The organism is Alteromonas sp. Cnat2-8 (assembly GCF_022348355.1).
Lineage (GTDB): Bacteria > Pseudomonadota > Gammaproteobacteria > Enterobacterales > Alteromonadaceae > Alteromonas > Alteromonas macleodii.
In genome coordinates, this window is the sequence record NZ_JAKREX010000001.1 from 688,686 (window position 1) to 709,941 (window position 21,256).

Below are 21,256 nucleotides of genomic sequence, written 5' to 3' on the forward strand. Positions count from 1 at the left end.
CTTACGCGAAGGTATCGACGTTGGCGCCTAACGCGGGGTTTGAAGATGACGATTTTGGTACGTCAGAAGCTGATTCCAGCAACTGAAGCGACGCTTGTCCCTCTTGCTCTTGTTGGCTTTTAGCCAACTTAAGAGAGGCCAACTCAAGTGACGCACCGGACGTTCCAGAGGCACTAGTACCTTGTAGATCCATACCATTTTCCTTTGTTGCTTGTAGCAAAGTAAAAAAATGGGCAGAATTGCCCACCTTTACGGCGTGTTGTCCATTACATAAATAGCAAGCGGCTCAATTACCCGCAGACTTCGTAATTTACAACTGACTTCAGGTTATCGGCCTTGAAAGGCGAAACTTTAATCATTATTTACCGTGATACATTCGGCGTAGCATATAATGATAGCTGCGCAATATATATGAACATTAAGTGTGCGGCTAACGCGTGCACCGGATTACATTAGAAACAAAAGGCGTGACCATGCAACAGAGCCAAGAGATGCAAGCTGTCCATCAACAACTTCAAGAAACACTTCAAACGCTGCACCGCAAAGCTGTTGATGCCGACCAAATACTAGATAGTTTACAGCGCGATCAAAAAGGGAAGTTTGCAGCCGTTTTCGCAGATGACAGTGGGTTTAGCACATCAGCAAAACGCTTTGGTCCATATGTTCAAGAGATTGCAAATGACTGGCAATCGCTAAAGGAACTGGATGATGATGCGGCCAAACAAGCCCTAGCGCCATTAGTTAAAAAAATAGAGTTGGCGCTGGTGACCATTGCGCAATTTCAGCAGTCTCTATCCCAAAAGTAGTGTAGAACTGCAAATGAATAAAACAAAGCCCGCTTTCATAGCGGGCTTTTTATAGGTTGGCTTCTTACTTTCGGCGCACTCTCACGCGCCTTACCACTTATTTTTGGTAAAGCGGCAGCAAGGCAATTCTCCGATTAATTTCCTGCACTTCTTTTAAGTACGCTTTGCTGTCTACCCGCTGATATTGCTCAGTAAACGCTTGCTTACTTAAGCCTTCGGGCAGGCCTTCAATAGGCGGGATGATTTCAAGTTCACTTTGAATGCGCGCAATCGCATTTTGCACTTCCATCGCAGTATTTGGATGGGTAGCAACCTTTGCAAACTCAGTACCCGACATGTCTGCCGCTAAGTCTACAAAGCTATAGCCCGAACCACCGTTGCCCCGGTCCATTAGCTCTTTAAACTCACCAATTGCTAGGGACATACCTTGTTCTGCCATTAACTCTAATGCAGCAGAAATGATAAAGTGACGAGCCAAATCGTTGCGCTTGTGCAGCACAGCACCTCTGCGAGGCTTTAGCGCTTTTTCGGAATCTGGTTGTATGTCGCCCACCAGAGTCCCAACACGATGATGCCCAACGTAAACCGCTAAAGCGAGGATTACCGCATTATTATGCAGTACTGCTTCTTCAGGGGTTTGGCTTTGCTCTCTCGCCCGCGCCATCCCTTCGCGCAAGTATTCAATAAGGGATACCGGTTTATTTGATAAGGCTATTTCTCTACCAGACAAATAACGTAAATAGTACGCAGATAACTGCTGAAGCTCGGTCTGTTCGCTTACCGACATGTTCGACGCCACCACGTTTAACTCGCTTAGCAGCTCATCTAAACGCCCAACATCAAGGGTAAGCTCACCGCTTCTCATGATCACACGTTCAACCCGCGATAACGCAATGGTGGCTATTTCTGATTGCGTATAAGAGTTCACCGTACGCTCTAAAAACCCAAGTAAAAAACGACCCGGAATGGTTAAGTCGCCAACTTGGACTTGCTCTATACGCAAGCTATCTCCAGGCAGTACTAGCGCTGACGCATTTACATAATACCCCGTATTGTTGATAGCGTAAGTGACGTTAATGGTTCCCGCCAACGGCGTGATATTCACTACGCCCTTAAAGTCAGGTAATGCACGCTGTAACACACCCACTAAGCTTTCGACTTGGGTTTCGGTGAGCGTAACTTGATGCCCCTCTTCTCGGCGGGAAAACGCCTGTTGCAGCTGACCGAGGAGTTCGTTAACGCTATCAGCACCATCTAGCTGTGTGGGCGCTGTCGATGCGACTAATGGCGCTTTTTGCACAGCCATAACCGTAATCGTAGCAACGCTTACTACAAGCAGAACAACAATGATGGCAAAAGTAATCAAAAGCCATTTTACGCTACGCAAAATCATGAGAAATCAGCTGTACCTGTCATAACAATGAATAAAAAATAAGTTAGCGCCTCTGGCGTTCTTTGCTGTAAAACAAAGAAAGTTACGCCCTAACGTGCTGGTTATACTACGTTATCTATTTTCGCGCCACCAGTGACAAGTGGCACGACAAGTCGGCTATTAGCCTCCACCGCATTCGCTAAAAAACGAGTTCGCAGTCCACCCAGTCTTTCAAGCTTGTATACCGCGCTGTGGCACCAGACAAATTATGATGTTTCGACAATTCCGTGGGTATCACAACGCAGGCTAGGTTTGCAGCAAGTGCCGCTGTCATCCCGGTTTGCGTATCTTCAATTGCCACACATTCACCGGGTATTTTTCCTAGCTTGTCCATTGCAAGCGCGTAACAATCAGGTGCTGGTTTGCTGTTTTCGACATCTTCCACGGCAACCACACAAGAAATATAAGCACTTAAACCATACTGAGATAAGGTTTTTTCCACCGACTTTTTACTTCCCCCAGTCACAATGCCAATGGTGTAACCTTTGTTTGCACATTGTTCAATGGTTTCTTTAGCAAACGGCATTAAGGGAAAAGCTTGCTTATCTAAGTAGTCGCTAATGCTTTTGTGTTTTTGCTCTGCTAGCTGCTGCGGCGCTATATCAATATTAAAATGTTCGACGAGATCGACAGCATTTTGCTTTACTGGAATACCCGCCATCACTTCACAATAAAAATCCTCGCTTAATTCAACATCGTACCCCAGCAAAATGTCTTTCCACAGGTCAAAATGTACGGATTCTGAGTCAATAAGGGTACCGTCGTGATCAAATAACAGCGTTGTGGTTTTATCGCTTACCGCTAACTGGCGGGTTGATGAAGAAAATGAGTGCAATGCCAAAATAAACCTCCTTGCTAGTTCAATACCGGTTGTGAAAATATATTGGGTGTCATCGATACCGAAAAAACGATAACACCTTTAGATCCTGGTGCAGTGCTTTGTTAATGGTGATTGTTTTCATGCCATATGTCAGAACATGCCAGAACAGTGCCAGTGCTGTGGTACACTGTGGCTTTCACGAGCTAGGACATTTTCAACGTGGAGCAAATTGGGTGCTTTACCACATTTTAGGCTTTGCCAGTGCCGCGCTGTTTTTACTGACATGGTTAGGATTATGGTCACAAATTAAGGCCATGACGCGCTTTCAAGTGCCCGTTTCTAGCGAAAGTGACGATGCTAACCACAGTCTGTCACTTAACCAGTTTGGCTCTAGCTATTTTGCCTTTTTCTCAATTTTCCTCTTTGGCATTTCGGTAGAGCCTTTCAACCATTACTTGGTGTGGACACGATTTGGCGCGCTCGTACTTACGCTCATTATCATTTGGAAAATATGGCAGCACAGGCGCACTTCAATTTCAGGCTATGTTGCCGCTATTGCCTTGCTAGCCCTTATTGGTGGCACACTTTCCATTGCTTTTCGGCCATTCCCAACGCTTGCACAGCTTGGCGCAAATACCTTAATGCTGGTCGTTACCGTTATCTTATTTCAAGGTTCACTGCACCAGTGGTTTGTACTGCAGCGCAGACAAAAAGTGGGATCGCTGTCATTTGCGCTGTTTCGCAATATATTGATAAAAGACGTTAGCACTTTATTGTTTGGCCTAACAATGCCATTAAGCCAAAGCTGGCCGCTACTTATCCTAAACGGCACCAGCGTAATTATGCGTGGCAGTATTTTATTGCAGATGCACAAACTAAAACGCCGAGAAATTTCCGTATCAGGATAGTTTCTCGGCGTTTCTACGTTGTTTAGTGTAGCGTTAAGGTTGCTTGTCTAGCGGTCGCTTGTTTGAACAGCGTTATCGATACAAGCTTCTATAAATAAGCACAAAAGCGGCGCGTTTCTGCAATCTACAACGCCACTTCGGCCATATTACCTTTGCTTTCAAGCCATGTTTTACGGTCGCCAGAACGCTTCTTAGCAAGTAGCATGTCCATCAACTCCATCATTTCTTCCGCGTCTTCAATGGTCAACTGAACAAGGCGACGGGTGTTCGGGTCCATGGTTGTTTCGCGAAGCTGTAGCGGGTTCATTTCACCCAAGCCTTTAAAGCGCTGTACGTTGACTTTACCGCGTTTCTTTTCCGCTTCAATTCGGTCAAGAATGCCCTGCTTCTCGCCTTCATCTAGCGCGTAATACACCTCTTTGCCTACATCTATTCTAAAAAGCGGCGGCATAGCGACATACACATGACCTTGTTCTACCAAGGTTCTGAAGTGACGAACAAAGAGCGCACATAGCAACGTTGCAATGTGTAGCCCATCGGAGTCAGCATCGGCAAGAATACATATTTTACCGTAGCGCAAACCAGATAGGTCCGTCGAGTCTGGGTCGATACCCAGCGCAACTGAAATATCGTGAATCTCCTGGGATGCCAGTACCTGAGAAGAGTCAACTTCCCAGCTATTTAAGATTTTACCGCGCAGCGGCATAATTGCCTGAAACTCTCGGTCTCGCGCTTGCTTGGCCGAGCCCCCCGCCGAGTCACCCTCTACTAAAAACAGTTCAGAGTAAGAAATATCTTGTGATGAGCAGTCGGTCAGTTTACCTGGTAGTGCCGGCCCTTGAGTGACCTTTTTACGCGCAACCTTTTTGGTTTGACGAAGGCGGCGCTGTGCATTGTTGATACACATTTCAGCAAGCGCTTCAGCAATTTCCGTATGCTGATTTAACCAAAGGCTGAATGCGTCTTTCACCACGCCTGACACAAACGCGCTGGCCTGACGTGAAGACAGGCGCTCTTTAGTCTGCCCGGCAAACTGTGGGTCCTGCATCTTAGTCGACAGGATATAAGCACAGCGGTCCCAAATATCATCAGGCGATAACTTAACGCCACGGGGCATTAAGTTTCTAAATTCGCAGAATTCGCGCATTGACTCCAGTAAGCCTTGGCGCAACCCATTGACGTGTGTACCGCCTTGCGCTGTAGGAATAAGGTTAACGTAGCTTTCCGTTACCAAATCTCCACCTTCAGGCAACCACATTACAGCCCAATCGGCGGCTTCTGTATTGCCGCTGAATGTACCCACAAACGGCGTGTCAGACGGTAAGGTTTCAAACTCTTCTACCGCTTGGTAGAGGTAGTCTTTAAGGCCATCTTCGTAATACCACTCTTGGCTTTCTTTGGTAATCTTGTTGTCGAAACGAATGCGCAGACCCGGGCTTAACACCGCTTTAGCGCGCAAGTTGTGCACAAGTCGGCTGGCTGAGAATTTTGCCGAGTCGAAATATTGCGGGTCAGGCCAGAAGTGAACACGGGTGCCTGTATTGCGTTTACCGCAGGTATCGATTACTTGTAAGTCTTCGACTTTGTCGCCGTTTTCAAAGGCAATTTGGTATACGTTACTGTCTCGTCGAATAGTCACTTCTACGCGGGTTGAAAGCGCGTTAACTACCGAGATCCCTACCCCGTGAAGACCACCAGAAAAGGCATAGTTTTTGTTTGAAAACTTACCACCTGCGTGAAGTTTACATAGAATAAGCTCTACGCCTGATATTCCCTCTTCAGGGTGAATATCTACCGGCATACCACGACCATCGTCGATAACTTCTAACGATTGGTCTTCATGCAAAATTACTTTGATATTAGAGGCATGCCCAGCAAGCGCTTCATCCACACTGTTATCGATGACTTCCTGACCCAAATGATTCGGGCGGGTAGTGTCGGTATACATACCAGGGCGGCGTTTTACGGGGTCGAGGCCGTTTAAAACCTCGATAGCATCTGAATTGTATTGATTTGACATAGTTATGGTTGTTATTTAAGCCAGCGACAAAGAAAGAAATACGCAGCACTAAGGTTAGCTATATAGTATAGCGCCGCACAGCAATATGTTTGATGTTAGCAGGGCTAGTAAAGACTGGCAATGCGCTTATTTCAGCAAAAACTCGGCAATAGCAGGCAAGTGATTTTCGTAGCCTACAAAGCTGTGATCGCCACCCTCTTCAATAACCAGGTGACTTTGCGCGTACTTTTCTTCAGCCAAACGGTAATCCAACGTTTCATCTTCTGTCTGAAGCAACACTTTGTAACTGTTTGGTTCTTTGATTGACGCTGCCTCTAACGCTTGAATTACCCCTATATCGCTTTCAACTATTTCAAACTTTTCCTTGCTGTAAGGATTTTCATGAGTGCCGATAAAGCCTTGCAACAGCTCGTAGGGGCGAACTGCAGGGTTAATTAACACCGCTTTGCCTCCAAATTTTTCAAGCAAAAACGTAGAGAGATAGCCCCCCATTGAACTACCTATAAGCTTCAGCCCGTTTTCAAGCAGAGCTGGAGTGTTCTCAATAAGTGAAATTAGCTGGCCTTCTACTTTACTGGGGAAATTAGACAGCTCTGGAATATGTAGGGTAACGTTTGCGTGATGCTGCTCAAAATACGCTTTTGTGGCTTGCGCCTTAATGGATTTCGGCGAACTTAAAAAGCCGTGAAGATATAAAATGTGCTGCATGTTTTTCTCTATTCTGTGTTCTCTGTTTCTATATTTAATATGGACTCGATGAGAGTTCAAAACTGTTCTTAACGCCAAATACTTCCAAAACAGCCACGCTTAAGCAAAGAGCGCGAAAGCTAAACCCGAACAACCTTAACGCCCACCGAGCCACCATCCATTAAGCTCATCACCTGATACCCTGGCGCTTCATTGCTAACACCGAATTCGGGACGCATTTCCCATTGCCAACAGGTAGATGGGCTTGCGTAAGAAAGCGTTTTGTTCACTCCTATTTGCTGGCGCAATGGCGAATGCACATGGCCGTGAATGACAGCTTTCACTTGTGGATGTTCGTCTATTAACGCGGCTATCTGTTGCCCGTTAGCTAACGAGTGCTTATCCATCCAACTGTTTGAAGGCAATATGTGGTGATGAAGTGCAACGAGATGATTGGCCTGTGGTGACCTAATTAGCGCTTGTTCTAGCGCCTGTATATCGCTTTCTTTTACTTCCCCGGCTGCCGTTTGCTTATTGGTTATAGCGCGGGTATCCAGGCCGTGTATTTGCCAATTGGGAAAGCTTATCGGGTCATTGCTCTTTAAATGACGGCTGCTAAGATATTTTTCAAAGTACGGATTATTATCGTGGTTACCCGCCAGCACAAACCATTCTATATTTGCTGGCTCAATATATTGCTCCATCAATGCGATAAAATGCTCGTAGCTCTCAGGTGAATTATCGCCACTAATATCCCCAGTCACTAGCACAATTACTTGGTGCTTTGCTCTCTGTTCTGGCTCGCTGGCAGCTTTTTGAGCAACGTAATTTTTAATATCAACGCTATCAACAACATATTCTCGAACGCTACTGAGCACGCGTGCTAGTGAATCATAGGGCGCTATACCCGCATATCCCGTTTTATTTTTATCTTTCAGTAAGTGGCAATCACTGAGTTGTATAAGTGTAATCACGCTTCAGAGGTAACATTTGAGGAGTGTTGCAAACAGAAGTTTAGCCACTCAGCTAAAAAGATGTTCACCATATGCTTTTCGTTGCGCTGGCGCATCTTTAAGTTCGGATACTCGTAAGAGGGTTCGAGCGCTCCCGTATTTTGGCTATTGATAACCTCCGCCATGCGAGCGTCGTGATATAGGCGCACCGTCATACTAGGCGTTAAGTAAGACGGCATGTCTTTAGTGGTTTGCTTAATACTTAATGTACTGGTGTAGCGAGCAGACTCCACAATGCGTATTTCATAAGACAGGCCCACTCCTACCGAAAATTCATAGCTCAAATCTTCCGTATCGCAATCAGGCAAAATTCTTAGAACATGGGAGTAGTTCAGTTCGCAAAGCGCCTGCATGGAAGGAAGATGAGGTACATATTTTCGTTGGTTGCGTTGAGTCACGATGTCTGCCACTGCTCCAGAAGTTGTGTTTTGTGCATAAAGAACCATTGTAGCGCAATTACCGCTGCGGCGTTGTCAATATGGCCATTCTCCAACCATTCAAGGGCTGTGTTCTCTTTAATGCGATGCACTTTAATATCTTCAGACTCACTTTCCAGGCCGTGCACACCATGCGCTTGGCTAGCGTCGGTCTTTGCAATAAAAATATGTAATCTTTCTGTGGTCCCGCCCGGACTAGACAAATAGCTCAATGCTTTCGTTAATTTATCTAACGTGATACCCGCCTCTTCCATAGACTCTCTATGGCATACCGCTTCAGGTGTTTCACCTTCATCAATCATGCCAGCAATAATTTCTATCAACCAAGGGCTTGAAGATGTGGCTAATGCCCCAATTCTTACTTGCTCGATTAGCACAAACTCTTGAAGAACTGGATCGTAAGGCAAAACGCCTACTGCATGACCGCGTTCAAATATTTCTCGCGTGACGGTATCACTCCACTCTCCATTAAAACACTTGTGCTTAAATTGATACTGATTCATGGTAAAGAAACCACGATACACTGGCTTAATGTCAGTGATTTCGACGTCATTTGAGGTAAATGAAAGGAATTCCTTGCTCATTTGCTGACACTTATGGTTCAAATAGATTTATCATACATAGTACATTTACACACCAACCATGTATATGCGTTAAAAATGCATAACGGGGTGTGAGCGAATAACAGAAAATCATATTACAAGTCGTCTATTACTATAATAATTGCGTGGGTAGATCACATATTCTGTTACAGTTAATCAAATACTGTTACGAGTTTGGACTTTCGGTTTGTGGTTGAATTTTCATACACTTGGTTTTATTAAGTCGTCCCTTAGAGCGAATGACGACGCAACTTGAACACAACAGGAAGACGTAAGCATGAAACGAACACTTCTGTCGCTGGTTATCGGAGTTTCGATGACAACGGGTGCGCTGGCCGATGACCTTATGCAGGTATATCAACAAGCACTGGCGAACGACCCATTGGTAAACCAAGCGAAAGCGCAACGTGATGCAGCGTTTGAAGGGATTAGTATTAGCCGCGCAAACCTTCTACCACAGATATCTGGCTCGGTAGGCTATACAACTTCTACAGCTGAACGTGCACAAACGTTAGGTGCTAATGCTGATGACCTTCAAATTGTGGTATTTGAAACAGACGTAGACACTATCGATTATGGTTTGCAGGTACAAATGTCACTTTACGACCACGCAAACTGGCTAGGGCTGGATCGCGCTGAAAAAGTGGCCGAGCAAAGCGACGCCCAGCTTGCCGCTAGCATGCAAGACGTTATTGTGCGTACGGTTACTGCTTATTTTGACGTACTACGTGCACGTGACAATGTTGAATTTGTGGGCGCTGAAAAACGTGCCATTGAGCGCCAGTTAGAACAAACTCGCCAGCGTTTTGAAGTGGGTTTAACGGCTATTACTGACGTACACGAAGCTCAGGCCAATTACGACAGCACGGTGGCGCAGGAAATCCAAGCAAAGAACCAGCTTGAATTTGCTCTTGAAGCGCTTCGCGTAATTACAGGTAAATATCACGATCGTTTGTTTGGGCTAAACACAGAGAATTTTGCCGCAACTATGCCTGTGCCAGCGGCTGTCGATGAGTGGCTAGAAACTGCGCAGGATAAAAACTTAGCACTTCTGGTTGACAGACTTGCTATGGATATCGCGAAAGAAGATATTTCAATTGCGCGCTCGGGTCACTTACCTACCCTTGGTTTAACAGCTAACGCATCGCGAAGCAAAGACGATATTTCAAACCCGTTCTTACAGTTTGAAACACCTTATCTTGATAGTCAGTCAGTTGCGGTTCAATTGAATGTGCCTATCTATCAAGGCTCTCGCGTTTCATCGCAAACCGACCAAGCTAAGTTTAACTATGTTGCAGCAAGCCAAGCAGCTGAACAGACTTATCGTCAAACTGTGCAGTCTATTCGCAGCTCGTTTAACAATGTAAAAGCGTCAATCTCAACGATTCGTGCTTTAGAGCAGTCAGTGGTCTCAGCAGACAGCGCCCTTAAAGCAACAGAAGCAGGTTTTGATGTAGGTACACGTACCATTGTTGACGTGCTAGACAGCACACGTAACCTGTTCGATGCACGTCGTAACCTTGCGGGCGCACGCTATGACTTTATTCAGTCAGTGGTTACGCTTAAGCAAGCGGCAGGTACATTGACAGGTGAAGATGTGGCTATGATCAACCGTGGTCTTAAGCCAGCAGAAACCAACACCAATGATTAGCATTGGATAGTTGAGCGTTTAGTACATGCTCAATAGTGAAAGAAAGGGTAGCCAGTGCTGCCCTTTTTTATGCCTGAGATAATATGACACCTGAAGAAATGCGATGCTGAGTCGCGAAAAAGGGCTATGTTAATGATGATTAAGTTGGCGATGTAGGTGTATATTTCTTAAGTGCGCTTAGCAGTTGGCGATATTCCATACGCAAGGCTTCTGCATTTTGCTTTGTGGGCGCGAAGTTAGACAAGCGTTCCGCTACACGATGCAATTTCTCTTGCAACAACCGTAATTCATCATCCATGATTATGCCCTTTATTTTTAAGCCTGTGTATTCGGCTTGATAAACGTTTAGGTAACGTGCGACGAGACAGGTTTAAAACGCCCGTTGTGCCCCTACATTTGTATGCAATAAGTGCGCGTACGCTGCACTTCTGATTATTTAGTATACAGCCAATGGCGCTTACCACAAGCCCTTTGGCTATTCGGTTTTTCTTTGAGTGATAAATAGAAATGCAAGCCTCTGAACTTCAAAATAAATTTGAGCGCATTCGAGCCAATAAATGGTTCGAAGCCTTTGTAATAAGCGTTATTGTTATTTCAGCGCTACTCGTAGGTGCCAAGACCTATGAACTGCCAGCTGGCATGTCGTCAGTAACACTATTTTTAGATTGGTTTATCAGTGCCTTCTTTCTAACAGAAATCACCATTCGTTTTTTGGCTGAAAAACGTAAACGCTACTTTTTCAAGAGCTTTTGGAACTGGTTTGACACACTGATTGTGGTTATTAGTCTCATTCCGGCAGACGATACCGAACTGGCACTTATCGCCCGTTTGGTGCGTGTGTTCCGCGTATTGCGTATGATTTCGATCATTCCCGAGCTCAGGATCTTATTAGTTTCTTTGGTTAAAGCACTGCCCCAATTAGCGTACGTAATGCTGTTAATGTTTATCATCTTCTACATATATGCCGCTGTGGGCAGTACCTTATTTGAAACCATCAACCCTGTACTGTGGGGCGATATCACTATCTCGATGCTGACGCTCTTTAGAATTATGACATTCGAAGATTGGACCGATGTAATGTACGAGACTCAGGAGGTTTACTCGCTAAGCTGGATTTTCTACCTTACCTTTATTTTCTTTACAGCGTTCGCGTTCTTGAACATGGTGATTGGGATCGTGGTGAACGTGATGGAAAGAGAAAACGAAAAAGCACGAGCAGAAAAAGAAGCCGCCTTACTTGAAGAGCAAATTGCCCAAGGGAACGTAGAGCCAACCCTTCAAGATGTAATGAAAGAACTACGAGAGCTGAAGGCACAGCTTGCCGCTAATAATCAAAATAGCACGGTAAACAAAACCAGCTAAGTGCGTTCTGTCCGAATAGCGCAATTGAAAAAGGCCACAGTGATGTGGCCTTTTTAGTTTCTCAAAAATGGTGATGCCTAGATTTAGGCTAAAGCAAGATACGCCCGGGCGAGTCTAAAGCCCGTATTGCTGCTTAAGTGACTCCGCTCTTTGCTTGGCTGCCTCTGACTTAAACTCTCGGCTTGCCAGCTTGCGCGAGGCGAGCGCCTTTTTATCGAGTTCAAGTAATACACTCACATAATTTAAATATACGTCGTCGTTCGCAATAGGACGTGCAGCGACTTCCTCGTACAGTTTAAGCGCTGCGGCTTTATCACCTTTAGCAATGTATATTTGCGCTAGCGTGTCCGCGGCGTCTGCGTTCTCACGCTGCAGTGATACGGCCTTTTTAGCGAGTTCTTCAGCTCGAGTAAGGTTTTTGTCTTCAAACGTCAAATACGCTAAGTTGTTTAAGACAACAAAGTTATCCGGTGTTTTAGCTAGCACCTGTTCATAAGTTTTAATGGCTGCTGCTCGGTCTTTGCCAATTTGACGCTCGGCTAACAGCATTGCACTTGGGATGTCGTTGCTGTGCATCTGAACGTGTTTTTCAAGGAACGTATGGGCCTGAGCTTTTTTATCCGACATCTCCAACGCTGCCGTTAATAACAAAGCATTGTCAGAGTTTGGCGTGGCGTCATAAGCAGCTTTTGCATGCTCTACCGCTTGCTCTGGCGCTTTATCAATAAGATACAAACGCGCAATCACACCTCTTACAAACGGCAGCGCTCTCACCTCTTCAGCGGTACTATTTATTATGTCCCACGCAGGTTTAGCCTGACCCAGACGGCTGTGGAAGTATGCTTTCAATAAAGTTAGCTGTGCGTCAGGACGTTTAGCTAATACCTTATTTATTAATGTTAGCCCCTGTTCAAATTGCTTTTGCGAATCAACAATTAACAATTTCCCCAATACCGCGTTTTTATCTTGAGGGTAAAACGATAGCCAGCGATCAAAGAATGCTGTCGCATCTTTCAAATTGTTAGTTGCGATGAGCGCTTGGCCTTTTAGATTCCAAAACGCTTGCGGTGACGCTTCATTCCCTTCTACATCAGCTAAAAGCGAAACCGTTTTATCAAGCTGATTATTAAGCGAATACATTCTTGCAAGTAAAAGCCTTAAATTCAGGTCGCCTTTTTTAGCGTTAAACTGTTGTTGGGTATGTTTAATTACTTGCTCTGCGTTACCTTTTTCAGTGGCTAACGCAAACCACAACGCCAGCGCAGGCACATCGGCAGGGTTCTTATCAATGAACGCGCGAAGAGAGGAAATCGCGTCGTCTTTTTTGCCTTCTGCTACCAGTAGTTTTGCGCGAGAGTATACCACCTCATTTTCAGCACCTTTCAGTTTGCTTGCCTTATCAAGGTATTGGGCGGCTTCTTGATAAGCTCCTTCTGCGGTAGCGATATTGCCTAAGTAGATAAGCGGCGCGGCGGTGTCAGGCGATTGTTCGTGCCACTCTTTGGCAGCACTTTTTGCTTTTTCCAACTGGTTGGTAGCAATGTAAGCTCGTAGTAACGTGGCTTGTGACGTCACTGATTCTGGCGACTGTTCAACGGCCTGTTCAAGATTCACAAGGCCATCGACATCGTTTAACGACAATTGCAGCACACCCAAACGAGAGAGATCCTCTGCCGTGGTACTCACCGCTTCAGATTTTTCCACCATTTGCTTAGCGCCAACCACATTGCCGTCTTTTAACAGCTGGTAACTAGCTTTTGAGAATAACGCAGCATCAACACCTTCTTCACCTTTCACTCTGGCTAACACTTTTAGCGCTTCATCGTTCTCACCTAACTGCAACATACTGTCTGCCAGCATGCGAAGGCCTGGATGATTGTCGGGAAGGCTAGACGCAACCATTGTAAGGTGACGTTGCGCAGCTTCAAAATCTTGTATTTGGTAAGCGCTAAAGCCCGCAACCAAGCGCACCACTTGGTCACTTCTGCCGTTTTGAACGGCTATCTCTAGGTGTTTTAAGGCTTTTGCGTAATTTTCGTTGGCCGACTCAATAATTCCTTTAAAGGTGTTAAGCAGCGGATGATTTTCATTAAGAGCTAACAAGTCATCAACAATAGGCTCTGCTTTATCGAGTTCTCTTATCTCAATCAGTAGTGCTGCATAGGCAAATTTGCTGGTTACGTCGTCTGGATACTGACTCACATACACGCCGTAGACCTCGGCAGCTTTACTCGGCTCACCTTTTTGAAGATAAATTTTTGCTAGCTGTTGTAGCACGTCTTTATTGGTGGGGGCTTGTTCTCGCAGCTTCTCGGTGGCGGCTAGCGCTCCATCCATGTCGTTGTCTAAAACAAAGGCATAACTGTCAATAAGGCCTTTGTAGACTGAGCTCGTATCTAGGGTTGATAAATCAGCCAGTAGCGTTTGAGCTTCTTCGTTTTTACCTAGCTGCATTAAAGCCTGTAGCTTATAAAAACCCACTTCGGCTGATTCAACTGCTGACATCCCTTCTGCGCGATAATCTACTTCGGCCAGCGCATTTTCTGCCCCTGACTGTTGGTAAGCGACCGACAATAAAGGAATGACTTGGCTAACAGGATGCCCAAGTTCCATTGCCTTGTTGAGTTCTTTTTCAGCAGCTGAAAAATTACTTTGCTGCAAGTACAGCTTGCCAAGTTCGAAGCGCGGTGCTGCGGCATCGGGCGCTTTTTGAATGGCATTTTTATATTCAACAATGGCGGCGTCGATTTGTTGAGAAGAGGCGTAGTTCCTTGCATCTGCCAAATGGCTTTCCATTGATTTTTCACTACATCCAGATAAAAGCGCGCTGGTCAGCATTACCGCTAACGTTGTGCGTTTAAGTAATGTATTGGGTTTCATTTTTGTCATTGTAATTCCTTGCCCTACCTCAACTTTTTATTGTCACATCGCTACACATTGAAAATAGCGCATGGTGTACTGTCTATTATTTCATCTAAACTGTGCAATTTCGTGGCAACCTGTCCATTATTCGAATATAATATGGTTTTTTGCAACACTGCTGGCAAGCATATCGCGAAATACGCTACGAATACGCTTCATAAACTCGCCCGAAAGGCCAGTTCATCGCTGTATAGCGTCTTGCGATAATAAACCGAAAAAGTACGGTTTAATCGTATGCCGCACCCTCCTTACTTAATGCACCAGGACCCTTAATGACCACAACTGTCGACATGACATTTAAAGACCTCAATTTACCAGAACCTATCTTACAAGCCCTTGAAAAAGTTGGCTACGAGAAACCGTCTCCTATTCAAGCAGAGAGTATTCCTCTTTTACTTGAAGGGCACGATCTACTCGGTCAGGCACAGACAGGGACAGGAAAGACCGCTGCGTTTGCCCTGCCTATGTTGGCAAATATCGATCCTGAGCAACGTAAGCCGCAATTACTGGTATTGGCCCCAACCCGTGAACTAGCTATTCAGGTTGCAGAGGCGTTTCAGGTTTATGCGAGCTTTAGTCAAAAAATTAAAGTACTTCCAGTATACGGCGGTCAGTCGTACGACAACCAAATTCGCCAGCTTAAACGCGGCGTTCAAGTGGTTGTGGGTACACCAGGCCGTATCATCGACCACATTAAGCGCAAGACACTAGACTTAAGCGAGCTTAAGTTCCTAGTTCTAGACGAAGCTGATGAAATGCTTCGCATGGGCTTTATTGATGATGTTGAGCTTATTCTTAGCCACGCACCAGAAGAACGCCAAACGGCCTTATTCTCAGCAACTATGCCTGGCCCAATTAAGAAGATCACTCAACGTTACTTAAAAGATCCTAAGCACGTTAAAATTGCGTCTAAGGTAAGCACCGCGAGTACAATTCGCCAGCGTTACTGCCAAATCGCACCGCACCACAAACTTGAAGCGCTAACCCGCATCATGGAAGTGGAAGTGTTCGACGGTATGATCATATTCGTTCGTACTAAAACCGCTACGGTTGAACTAGCAGATAAACTATCTGCTCGTGGTTACGATGTAGAGCCGCTAAACGGTGATATTCCTCAGGCAGCCCGTGAGCGTACTGTTGAAAAACTTAAACAGGGTAAAATTGATATCCTTGTCGCTACCGACGTTGTAGCCCGTGGTCTTGACGTTGAGCGCGTAAGCCACGTTATCAACTACGACATCCCGTACGACAGCGAATCTTACGTACACCGTATTGGTCGTACTGGTCGCGCTGGACGTCAAGGTGATGCAATCTTGTTTATTTCTCACCGTGAAAAGCGCTTGTTGTTCTCGATTGAGAAAACCACTAAGCAACCTATTGAAGCGATGCCAATTCCTTCAATTAGCGAGATAAATGAAACCCGTTTGAGCCGCTTTAAGCAGTCAGTTGCCGAAGCAGCGCAAGACGATAGCATTGAGTCATTAATGCCAATCGTTGAGATGATTAAAGAAGAAAACGAAGCTTCTCCTGAAGTTTTAATGGCTGCGCTACTTAAAATTGCGCAAGGTGATGAGCCGTTAATTCTTAAAGAATCAGATCGCCCTGATATCAACAGCAAGCCTCCGCGTGATAGCCGCGACAGAAACTCTCGTGACGGTCGTGAGAGAAAGCCACGAGTACCTCGTGGAAACCGCAAACCTGAAGAAGGCATGCAGCGCTTCCGTATTGAAGTGGGTCATGTTCACGGCGCTAAGCCTGGTAATATCGTGGGCGCTATTGCGAACGAAGCGAATATTAATTCGAAGCACATTGGCGCTATCGAAATTTATGACAACTTCAGCACGGTAGACCTTCCTGAAGGCATGCCGAAGGAAACGCGCGATACGCTACAGGGCACCCGTGTTGCTGGTCAGCGTTTAAACATTCGCGAATGGTCAGACACGCCGCCGGCTAAAGGTCGTGGCGATCGTGGTAACCGTGGTGACAGAGCGCCTCGCGGCAATCGTGAAGACCGCCCTAATCGCGGAGACCGCGAAAACCGTAAGCGTAAGAACTAAATAGCAATACATTCAGCCTTTATATAACTAATTGCAATATAAAGGCTGTTTTCGTTGTTTTCTAATTAAAAAGAATTGGCGCAAAATAGTGTCAGTTCTTTTTTTGTATTTGAAGCTAAGAAAACCTTTATGGATTACTTTCCGTTATTCCTAGACGCCAGAAAACTCAATGTTCTAATTGTTGGGGCTGGTGAAGTTGCTGCCCGTAAGCTAGAGCTTATTATGAAGACACCTGCGACCATCACCGTGGTGGCGCCTTGGGTTTGCGATACGGTGAAGCAATTGGCGCAAAATGAGAAAGTGACACTTATTGAACGCGAGTTTGAAAATAGTGATCTCACCCATAAAGATATGGTCTTCATTGCCACAGATAAAGGCGATGTTAATCAACATATTCACGACTTAGCGCGCGCTAACAAAGTGTTGGTGAACGTGGTGGACAATACGCCGCTTTGCCAATTCATCACCCCCTCTATTGTTGACCGCTCTCCTATCGTTATTGCTATGAGTAGTGGTGGTGTAGCGCCTGTTTTGCTTCGTTATTTACGTCAAAAGTTAGAGACTGTACTGCCTGCTAACTTAAGTCGATTGGGCGCGTTTTCTGAAAAATTTCGCGACAAAGTAAAGCAAACGCTTAATGGCGTTACCGCTCGTCGATACTTTTGGGAAGACGTGCTCGATGGTGACATTGCTGAAATGGTAGAAAAGGGCCAAGACAAAAAAGCCGATGATGCATTTGAATTAGCACTGCAAGCCGCCGCTCAAGACAAAAAAGTAGAAGGGCAAGTGTATTTAGTAGGAGCAGGCCCTGGCGACCCCGACCTTCTCACCTTTCGCGCATTGCGCTTAATGCAAAAGGCCGACGTGGTAGTCTATGACCGCTTGGTATCGCCGCAAATTCTTGAGCTTGTACGCCGTGACGCTGAGAAAATCTATGTTGGGAAAGCTAAAAGCAATCACACGCTTCCCCAAGACGACATTAACCAATTAATGGTTGATGAGGCTAAAAAAGGCAATCGTGTGGTGCGTTTAAAAGGCGGCGACCCATTCATATTTGGACGTGGTGGAGAAGAAATTCAAACACTTATTCAGCACGGCATCGACTTTCAGGTAGTTCCCGGCATAACCGCCGCAAGCGGGGCGTCTAGCTATGCTGGCATTCCACTTACTCATCGCGATCACGCACAGTCTGTGGTATTTGCCACCGGTCACCTAAAAAATGGCACTATCGACCTCAACTGGCCTGCCCTTGCACAGAAAAATCAAACCGCTGTGTTTTATATGGGTTTGACAGGCTTGCCGATTATCTGCGAAAAGCTCATTGAACACGGTCTTGATGCCAATACGCCTATCGCTTTAGTTCAATCGGCGACTACCGAAAAGCAGGCGGTACTAACAGGCACGCTGAGCAATATTGTGGCTAAGCAAGAAGAGGCGCAATTACAGCCTCCTACACTTATTATCGTCGGTTCAGTTGTTAGTTTACGTGACGAACTAAACTGGTACCAATAATCCCTTCCTGCCCCTTTGTGTAAATAAAGGGGCTCTGTACCAGCTTTGCCGTTTATGAACGTCGGCTTCTACTTACCTCCTCTTCAACATTGCTCTGCCGCAATTTCCCAACCGACTACCAACATCTGCCCCAATAATTTCCCTCTGTATTATTGGCAGTAAACAATGCTGCCTGTACTCGTAGTTAATTGCGTTATTTCCTGACTACCGACTAATTATGTAAACGTTTCCACTTACATTTAAGCCCCATTTAATATACATTTAAGAAAAACCAAATCGTTAACATTTTGTTTTCATAAAGTAGGCTTTGGGAAAAATATGCATCAAGCGAATAGCCCCCTTCGTCGTATTGTTGTTGTAGGTGGTGGTGCCGCTGGCTGGTTAACCGCTTCAATCATCGCTGTAACGCACAAGCACGATGACAATATTAGTGTCACCTTAGTTGAGTCACCAGATGTCAGTATATTGGGTGTAGGCGAAGGGACGTGGCCTACTATGCGCAGTACGCTTCTTAAAATTGGTATCAGTGAAGAAACCTTTTTAGCTCAGTGCAATGCGTCTTTTAAGCAGGGTACCAGTTTTCACAATTGGCGCTCAGACACCATTGAACATCAGTACTACCACCCTTTCAGCCTGCCATTTAGGTACTTTGAAAGCGACGTAGCAGCATGGTGGCAAAGCTACGCAGCAGAGCAAGATTTTGCACATGCTGTATGTTCCCAGGCCGCGTTATGCGACCATCACCTCGCACCCAAGCAGCGTCAAACGCCTGCGTATGCTGGCATTGCAAACTATGGTTATCACCTTGACGCAAACAAGTTTGCAGCCCTACTTCAAAAGCACGCGACAACGGTTTTAGGTGTTCAACATATTGTGGATCATGTGGATGATGTGGTTGGCTCATCTTCAGAACCTATTGCTGCAATAGTGGGTCGTGAACACGGTAATATTACTGGTGATCTATTCATAGATTGTACAGGCTTTGCGGCAAGGTTAATTGGTCAGCACTATGGTGTCCCCTTAACATCTTGCTCCAACGTACTGGCCAACGACAGTGCTATCGCAATCCAAGCTCCCTACGTTGACAGCTCAGTTGATATTGCCTCTACCACACACTCAACAGCTCAAGACAGTGGCTGGATTTGGGACATTGGTTTGCCTTCGAGAAAAGGTGTGGGATACGTGTATAGCTCGGCGCATTGCAGTGAAGATGAAGCAAGAGCAACACTGGAGACCTACTTAAAGCACGACAAGAAAACCGCTGATGTGGATGTTAGCAAAGCGAGAAAGATCACATTCTCACCGGGCTACCGTAAAACGCTTTGGGTAGAGAATTGTGTCGCCATCGGCACATCTGCTGGCTTCCTAGAACCTTTGGAAGCGTCGGCGCTTGTCATGATTGAATTATCTGCCACCCACATAGCAAAACAACTGCCTAGAACATATAAAGAATGCCAAGCGGCTGGTCGACAGTTTAATCAGGCTTTCGAAAAAAAGTGGGAAAGAATAGTCGACTTCCTAAAGCTTCATTATGTGTTGAGTGAACGTGAAGCTTCTGCGTACTGGCGTGATATGCGGAACCAAGAGAGCTGCTCCACCCAGTTACAAGATTGGTTAACCCTGTGGAAAAGCCGCAGTCCTATTTCATCTGATTTTGAACTTCGTGAGGAATTGTTCCCCGCGGCCAGCTATTTGTTTGTTCTATACGGCATGGGATTCAGGTCGCAGTACAATGATGTCTATCAAGCTAATTTACACACCCCTGAACAGCGGCAGGCCTACGCAAAACATGTACAAAGTATTCAGCAACAACTCAGTGGTTTACCCACTAATCGACAGTTTTTGAATCAAGTAGCACAATCCCAAGGTCTCTCAATGCACTATTGACGACCTCTGCTAGGGTAATGGGCTGGCACGACCCAAAGCAAAGGCTTCAAAATAGCCTTTGCCTTGTTTTTTTCATTTTCACGCGCATACTCACAAAATGAGTGATCAATTATTGAGTTAACCCAACGATAACAATGAAGCTTCACACTAACTCGAAAAAAAAGAACATTTGGCGCTTTATTGGCAAGGTAACGAGATACCTTGGTCTCGCTACGACCCTTGTGGTTTTCCATGTTCAGCATGCGCTCTCTGAACAACTCGAGTTCAAAAGAAAGAAGACTGATACCGGCATGCAGTTCTATTACGAATGGATTGACGGTGCGAAGCAGCGACATAACCTCAAGTTTGAAATTCCCTTTGAGTCAATTGAAGACTTGCCGCTAAGGCAAACTAATTACAAGCCCAAAATAGCACAGCGACACGTGACTGTTGCGTTGACCAAAGCAGCAAAGGCTATCGACCCCAAGGACGCAAAAGTAACAATCAAGCCCTTGAGAGAAGCCATTAATATTAAAGTGTCGGGGACTGACGAAGAGAAAATAGAAGACGTTCAAGCGCATTTACGTGACGTACAGCAAAACGCTTACGATAGCTACTTGCATGAACATTACTTCACGCGCTTTACGACTTTATTTAACCAAAGTGCCATAAAGCCAGACCACCTGCGTTACATCTCTGAGTCAGTAAAACCTTTGGTGTCCGTTTCTCAAGCGTTTTACGAGAAAGTCGCGTCTGAGTCAGATTCAAGAGCCTATTTTTCTTTAATTCTCAGTTGGCTGCAAAGCATCCCTTACGACACGTTAGAAGATAGAGTAGTGAGTAATGGCTTTGGGTATGCGCCGCCCATTAGTGTGCTTATGCAGAACCTAGGGGACTGTGACAGTAAAGCAGTGTTAGCGTCTTCAATGGTAAGAGCTTTTTTACCTACTACAAAGATGATTGTGCTTTACCTGCCCAACCACGCTTTGCTTGGAATTGCATTAACCCCCATGGCAGATGACCGAACCATAGAGCACGATGGCGACGTTTACGTGCTCTATGATCCTACGGGTCCGGCACTCATTCCCTTCGGACAAGTATCAGAAGATACAGAGCGCTACATTGTGACCGGGCGCTACCAGGTAGAAGTAGTAGAGTAAG

18 protein-coding genes are annotated in these 21,256 nt (G+C 45.6%); 8 read left to right on the top strand and 10 right to left on the bottom strand.

All coding sequences use genetic code 11. The features are described 5' to 3' along the window. Position 1 precedes the first annotated feature (1 nt). Positions 2–193, bottom strand: a complete 192-nt coding sequence (locus tag MHN00_RS02905) for a hypothetical protein (RefSeq protein ID WP_044556911.1) — start codon at positions 191–193, stop codon at positions 2–4. Positions 194–473: 280 nt separating this feature from the next. On the opposite strand from MHN00_RS02905, the gene MHN00_RS02910 reads away from it, so the two are divergent. Further along, entirely contained in the window at positions 474–806 is a 333-nt protein-coding gene (locus MHN00_RS02910) for a hypothetical protein (RefSeq protein WP_239300203.1), read from the top strand. Between the two features lie 97 nt (positions 807–903). On the opposite strand, the gene MHN00_RS02915 is transcribed toward MHN00_RS02910, so the two are convergent. Then, complete coding sequence (locus MHN00_RS02915; RefSeq protein WP_239217980.1) at positions 904–2,199, bottom strand: hypothetical protein; 1,296 nt, start codon at positions 2,197–2,199, stop codon at positions 904–906. 178 nt (positions 2,200–2,377) lie between these two features. Beyond that, positions 2,378–3,079: an HAD family phosphatase gene (locus MHN00_RS02920; protein WP_061439484.1), complete on the bottom strand. Its 702-nt coding sequence runs from the start codon at positions 3,077–3,079 to the stop codon at positions 2,378–2,380. 212 nt (positions 3,080–3,291) lie between these two features. Between MHN00_RS02920 and MHN00_RS02925 the strand changes: the two genes are divergently transcribed. Further along, positions 3,292–3,966 carry a hypothetical protein gene (locus MHN00_RS02925; protein ID WP_239218091.1) on the top strand — a complete coding sequence of 225 codons (675 nt, stop codon included), beginning with the start codon at positions 3,292–3,294 and terminating at the stop codon, positions 3,964–3,966. Positions 3,967–4,090: 124 nt separating this feature from the next. Here MHN00_RS02925 and parE read toward each other — a convergent pair whose 3' ends face one another. From parE to nudF, 5 genes are all read right to left on the bottom strand, one after another. Further along, the gene (parE, locus tag MHN00_RS02930) at positions 4,091–5,986 is read right to left on the bottom strand and encodes a DNA topoisomerase IV subunit B (RefSeq protein ID WP_014975634.1); all 1,896 of its coding nucleotides are present in this window, start codon (positions 5,984–5,986) and stop codon (positions 4,091–4,093) included. 126 nt (positions 5,987–6,112) lie between these two features. Continuing rightward, complete coding sequence (locus tag MHN00_RS02935; RefSeq protein WP_168477079.1) at positions 6,113–6,694, bottom strand: YqiA/YcfP family alpha/beta fold hydrolase; 582 nt, start codon at positions 6,692–6,694, stop codon at positions 6,113–6,115. A gap of 119 nt (positions 6,695–6,813) precedes the next feature. Further along, positions 6,814–7,647 (bottom strand): metallophosphoesterase, encoded by an 834-nt coding sequence (locus tag MHN00_RS02940; protein WP_239300205.1) that lies wholly within the window; start codon positions 7,645–7,647, stop codon positions 6,814–6,816. Further along, positions 7,644–8,039 (bottom strand): DUF1249 domain-containing protein, encoded by a 396-nt coding sequence (locus MHN00_RS02945; protein ID WP_014978277.1) that lies wholly within the window; start codon positions 8,037–8,039, stop codon positions 7,644–7,646. The genes MHN00_RS02940 and MHN00_RS02945 overlap by 4 nt, the downstream gene beginning before the upstream one ends. Positions 8,040–8,080: 41 nt before the next feature. Then, positions 8,081–8,707 carry an ADP-ribose diphosphatase gene (gene nudF, locus MHN00_RS02950; RefSeq protein WP_049587314.1) on the bottom strand — a complete coding sequence of 209 codons (627 nt, stop codon included), beginning with the start codon at positions 8,705–8,707 and terminating at the stop codon, positions 8,081–8,083. A gap of 295 nt (positions 8,708–9,002) precedes the next feature. Between nudF and tolC the strand changes: the two genes are divergently transcribed. Then, positions 9,003–10,376 carry an outer membrane channel protein TolC gene (gene tolC / locus MHN00_RS02955; RefSeq protein WP_049587315.1) on the top strand — a complete coding sequence of 458 codons (1,374 nt, stop codon included), beginning with the start codon at positions 9,003–9,005 and terminating at the stop codon, positions 10,374–10,376. A gap of 139 nt (positions 10,377–10,515) precedes the next feature. On the opposite strand, the gene MHN00_RS02960 is transcribed toward tolC, so the two are convergent. Beyond that, on the bottom strand, positions 10,516–10,674 hold the full coding sequence (locus MHN00_RS02960; RefSeq protein ID WP_014997260.1) for a hypothetical protein: 159 nt from the start codon (positions 10,672–10,674) through the stop codon (positions 10,516–10,518). Positions 10,675–10,883: 209 nt separating this feature from the next. Here MHN00_RS02960 and MHN00_RS02965 point away from each other — a divergent pair, with 209 nt between their 5' ends. Next, positions 10,884–11,738 (top strand): ion transporter, encoded by an 855-nt coding sequence (locus MHN00_RS02965; RefSeq protein WP_069943718.1) that lies wholly within the window; start codon positions 10,884–10,886, stop codon positions 11,736–11,738. 114 nt (positions 11,739–11,852) lie between these two features. On the opposite strand, the gene prsT is transcribed toward MHN00_RS02965, so the two are convergent. Next, positions 11,853–14,627: an XrtA/PEP-CTERM system TPR-repeat protein PrsT gene (prsT, locus tag MHN00_RS02970; RefSeq protein WP_239300207.1), complete on the bottom strand. Its 2,775-nt coding sequence runs from the start codon at positions 14,625–14,627 to the stop codon at positions 11,853–11,855. A 305-nt stretch (positions 14,628–14,932) separates the two neighbouring features. On the opposite strand from prsT, the gene MHN00_RS02975 reads away from it, so the two are divergent. The 4 genes from MHN00_RS02975 (at position 14,933) to MHN00_RS02990 (ending at position 21,255) form a co-directional block, all read left to right on the top strand. After that, complete coding sequence (locus tag MHN00_RS02975; RefSeq protein ID WP_239300209.1) at positions 14,933–16,717, top strand: DEAD/DEAH box helicase; 1,785 nt, start codon at positions 14,933–14,935, stop codon at positions 16,715–16,717. Between the two features lie 129 nt (positions 16,718–16,846). After that, positions 16,847–18,229: a siroheme synthase CysG gene (gene cysG / locus MHN00_RS02980; RefSeq protein WP_069943717.1), complete on the top strand. Its 1,383-nt coding sequence runs from the start codon at positions 16,847–16,849 to the stop codon at positions 18,227–18,229. A 318-nt stretch (positions 18,230–18,547) separates the two neighbouring features. Continuing rightward, positions 18,548–20,116 (top strand): tryptophan halogenase family protein, encoded by a 1,569-nt coding sequence (locus tag MHN00_RS02985; protein ID WP_039219992.1) that lies wholly within the window; start codon positions 18,548–18,550, stop codon positions 20,114–20,116. A gap of 134 nt (positions 20,117–20,250) precedes the next feature. Beyond that, the gene (locus MHN00_RS02990) at positions 20,251–21,255 is read left to right on the top strand and encodes a hypothetical protein (RefSeq protein WP_232380195.1); all 1,005 of its coding nucleotides are present in this window, start codon (positions 20,251–20,253) and stop codon (positions 21,253–21,255) included. The last annotated feature ends 1 nt before the right edge of the window (position 21,256 follow it).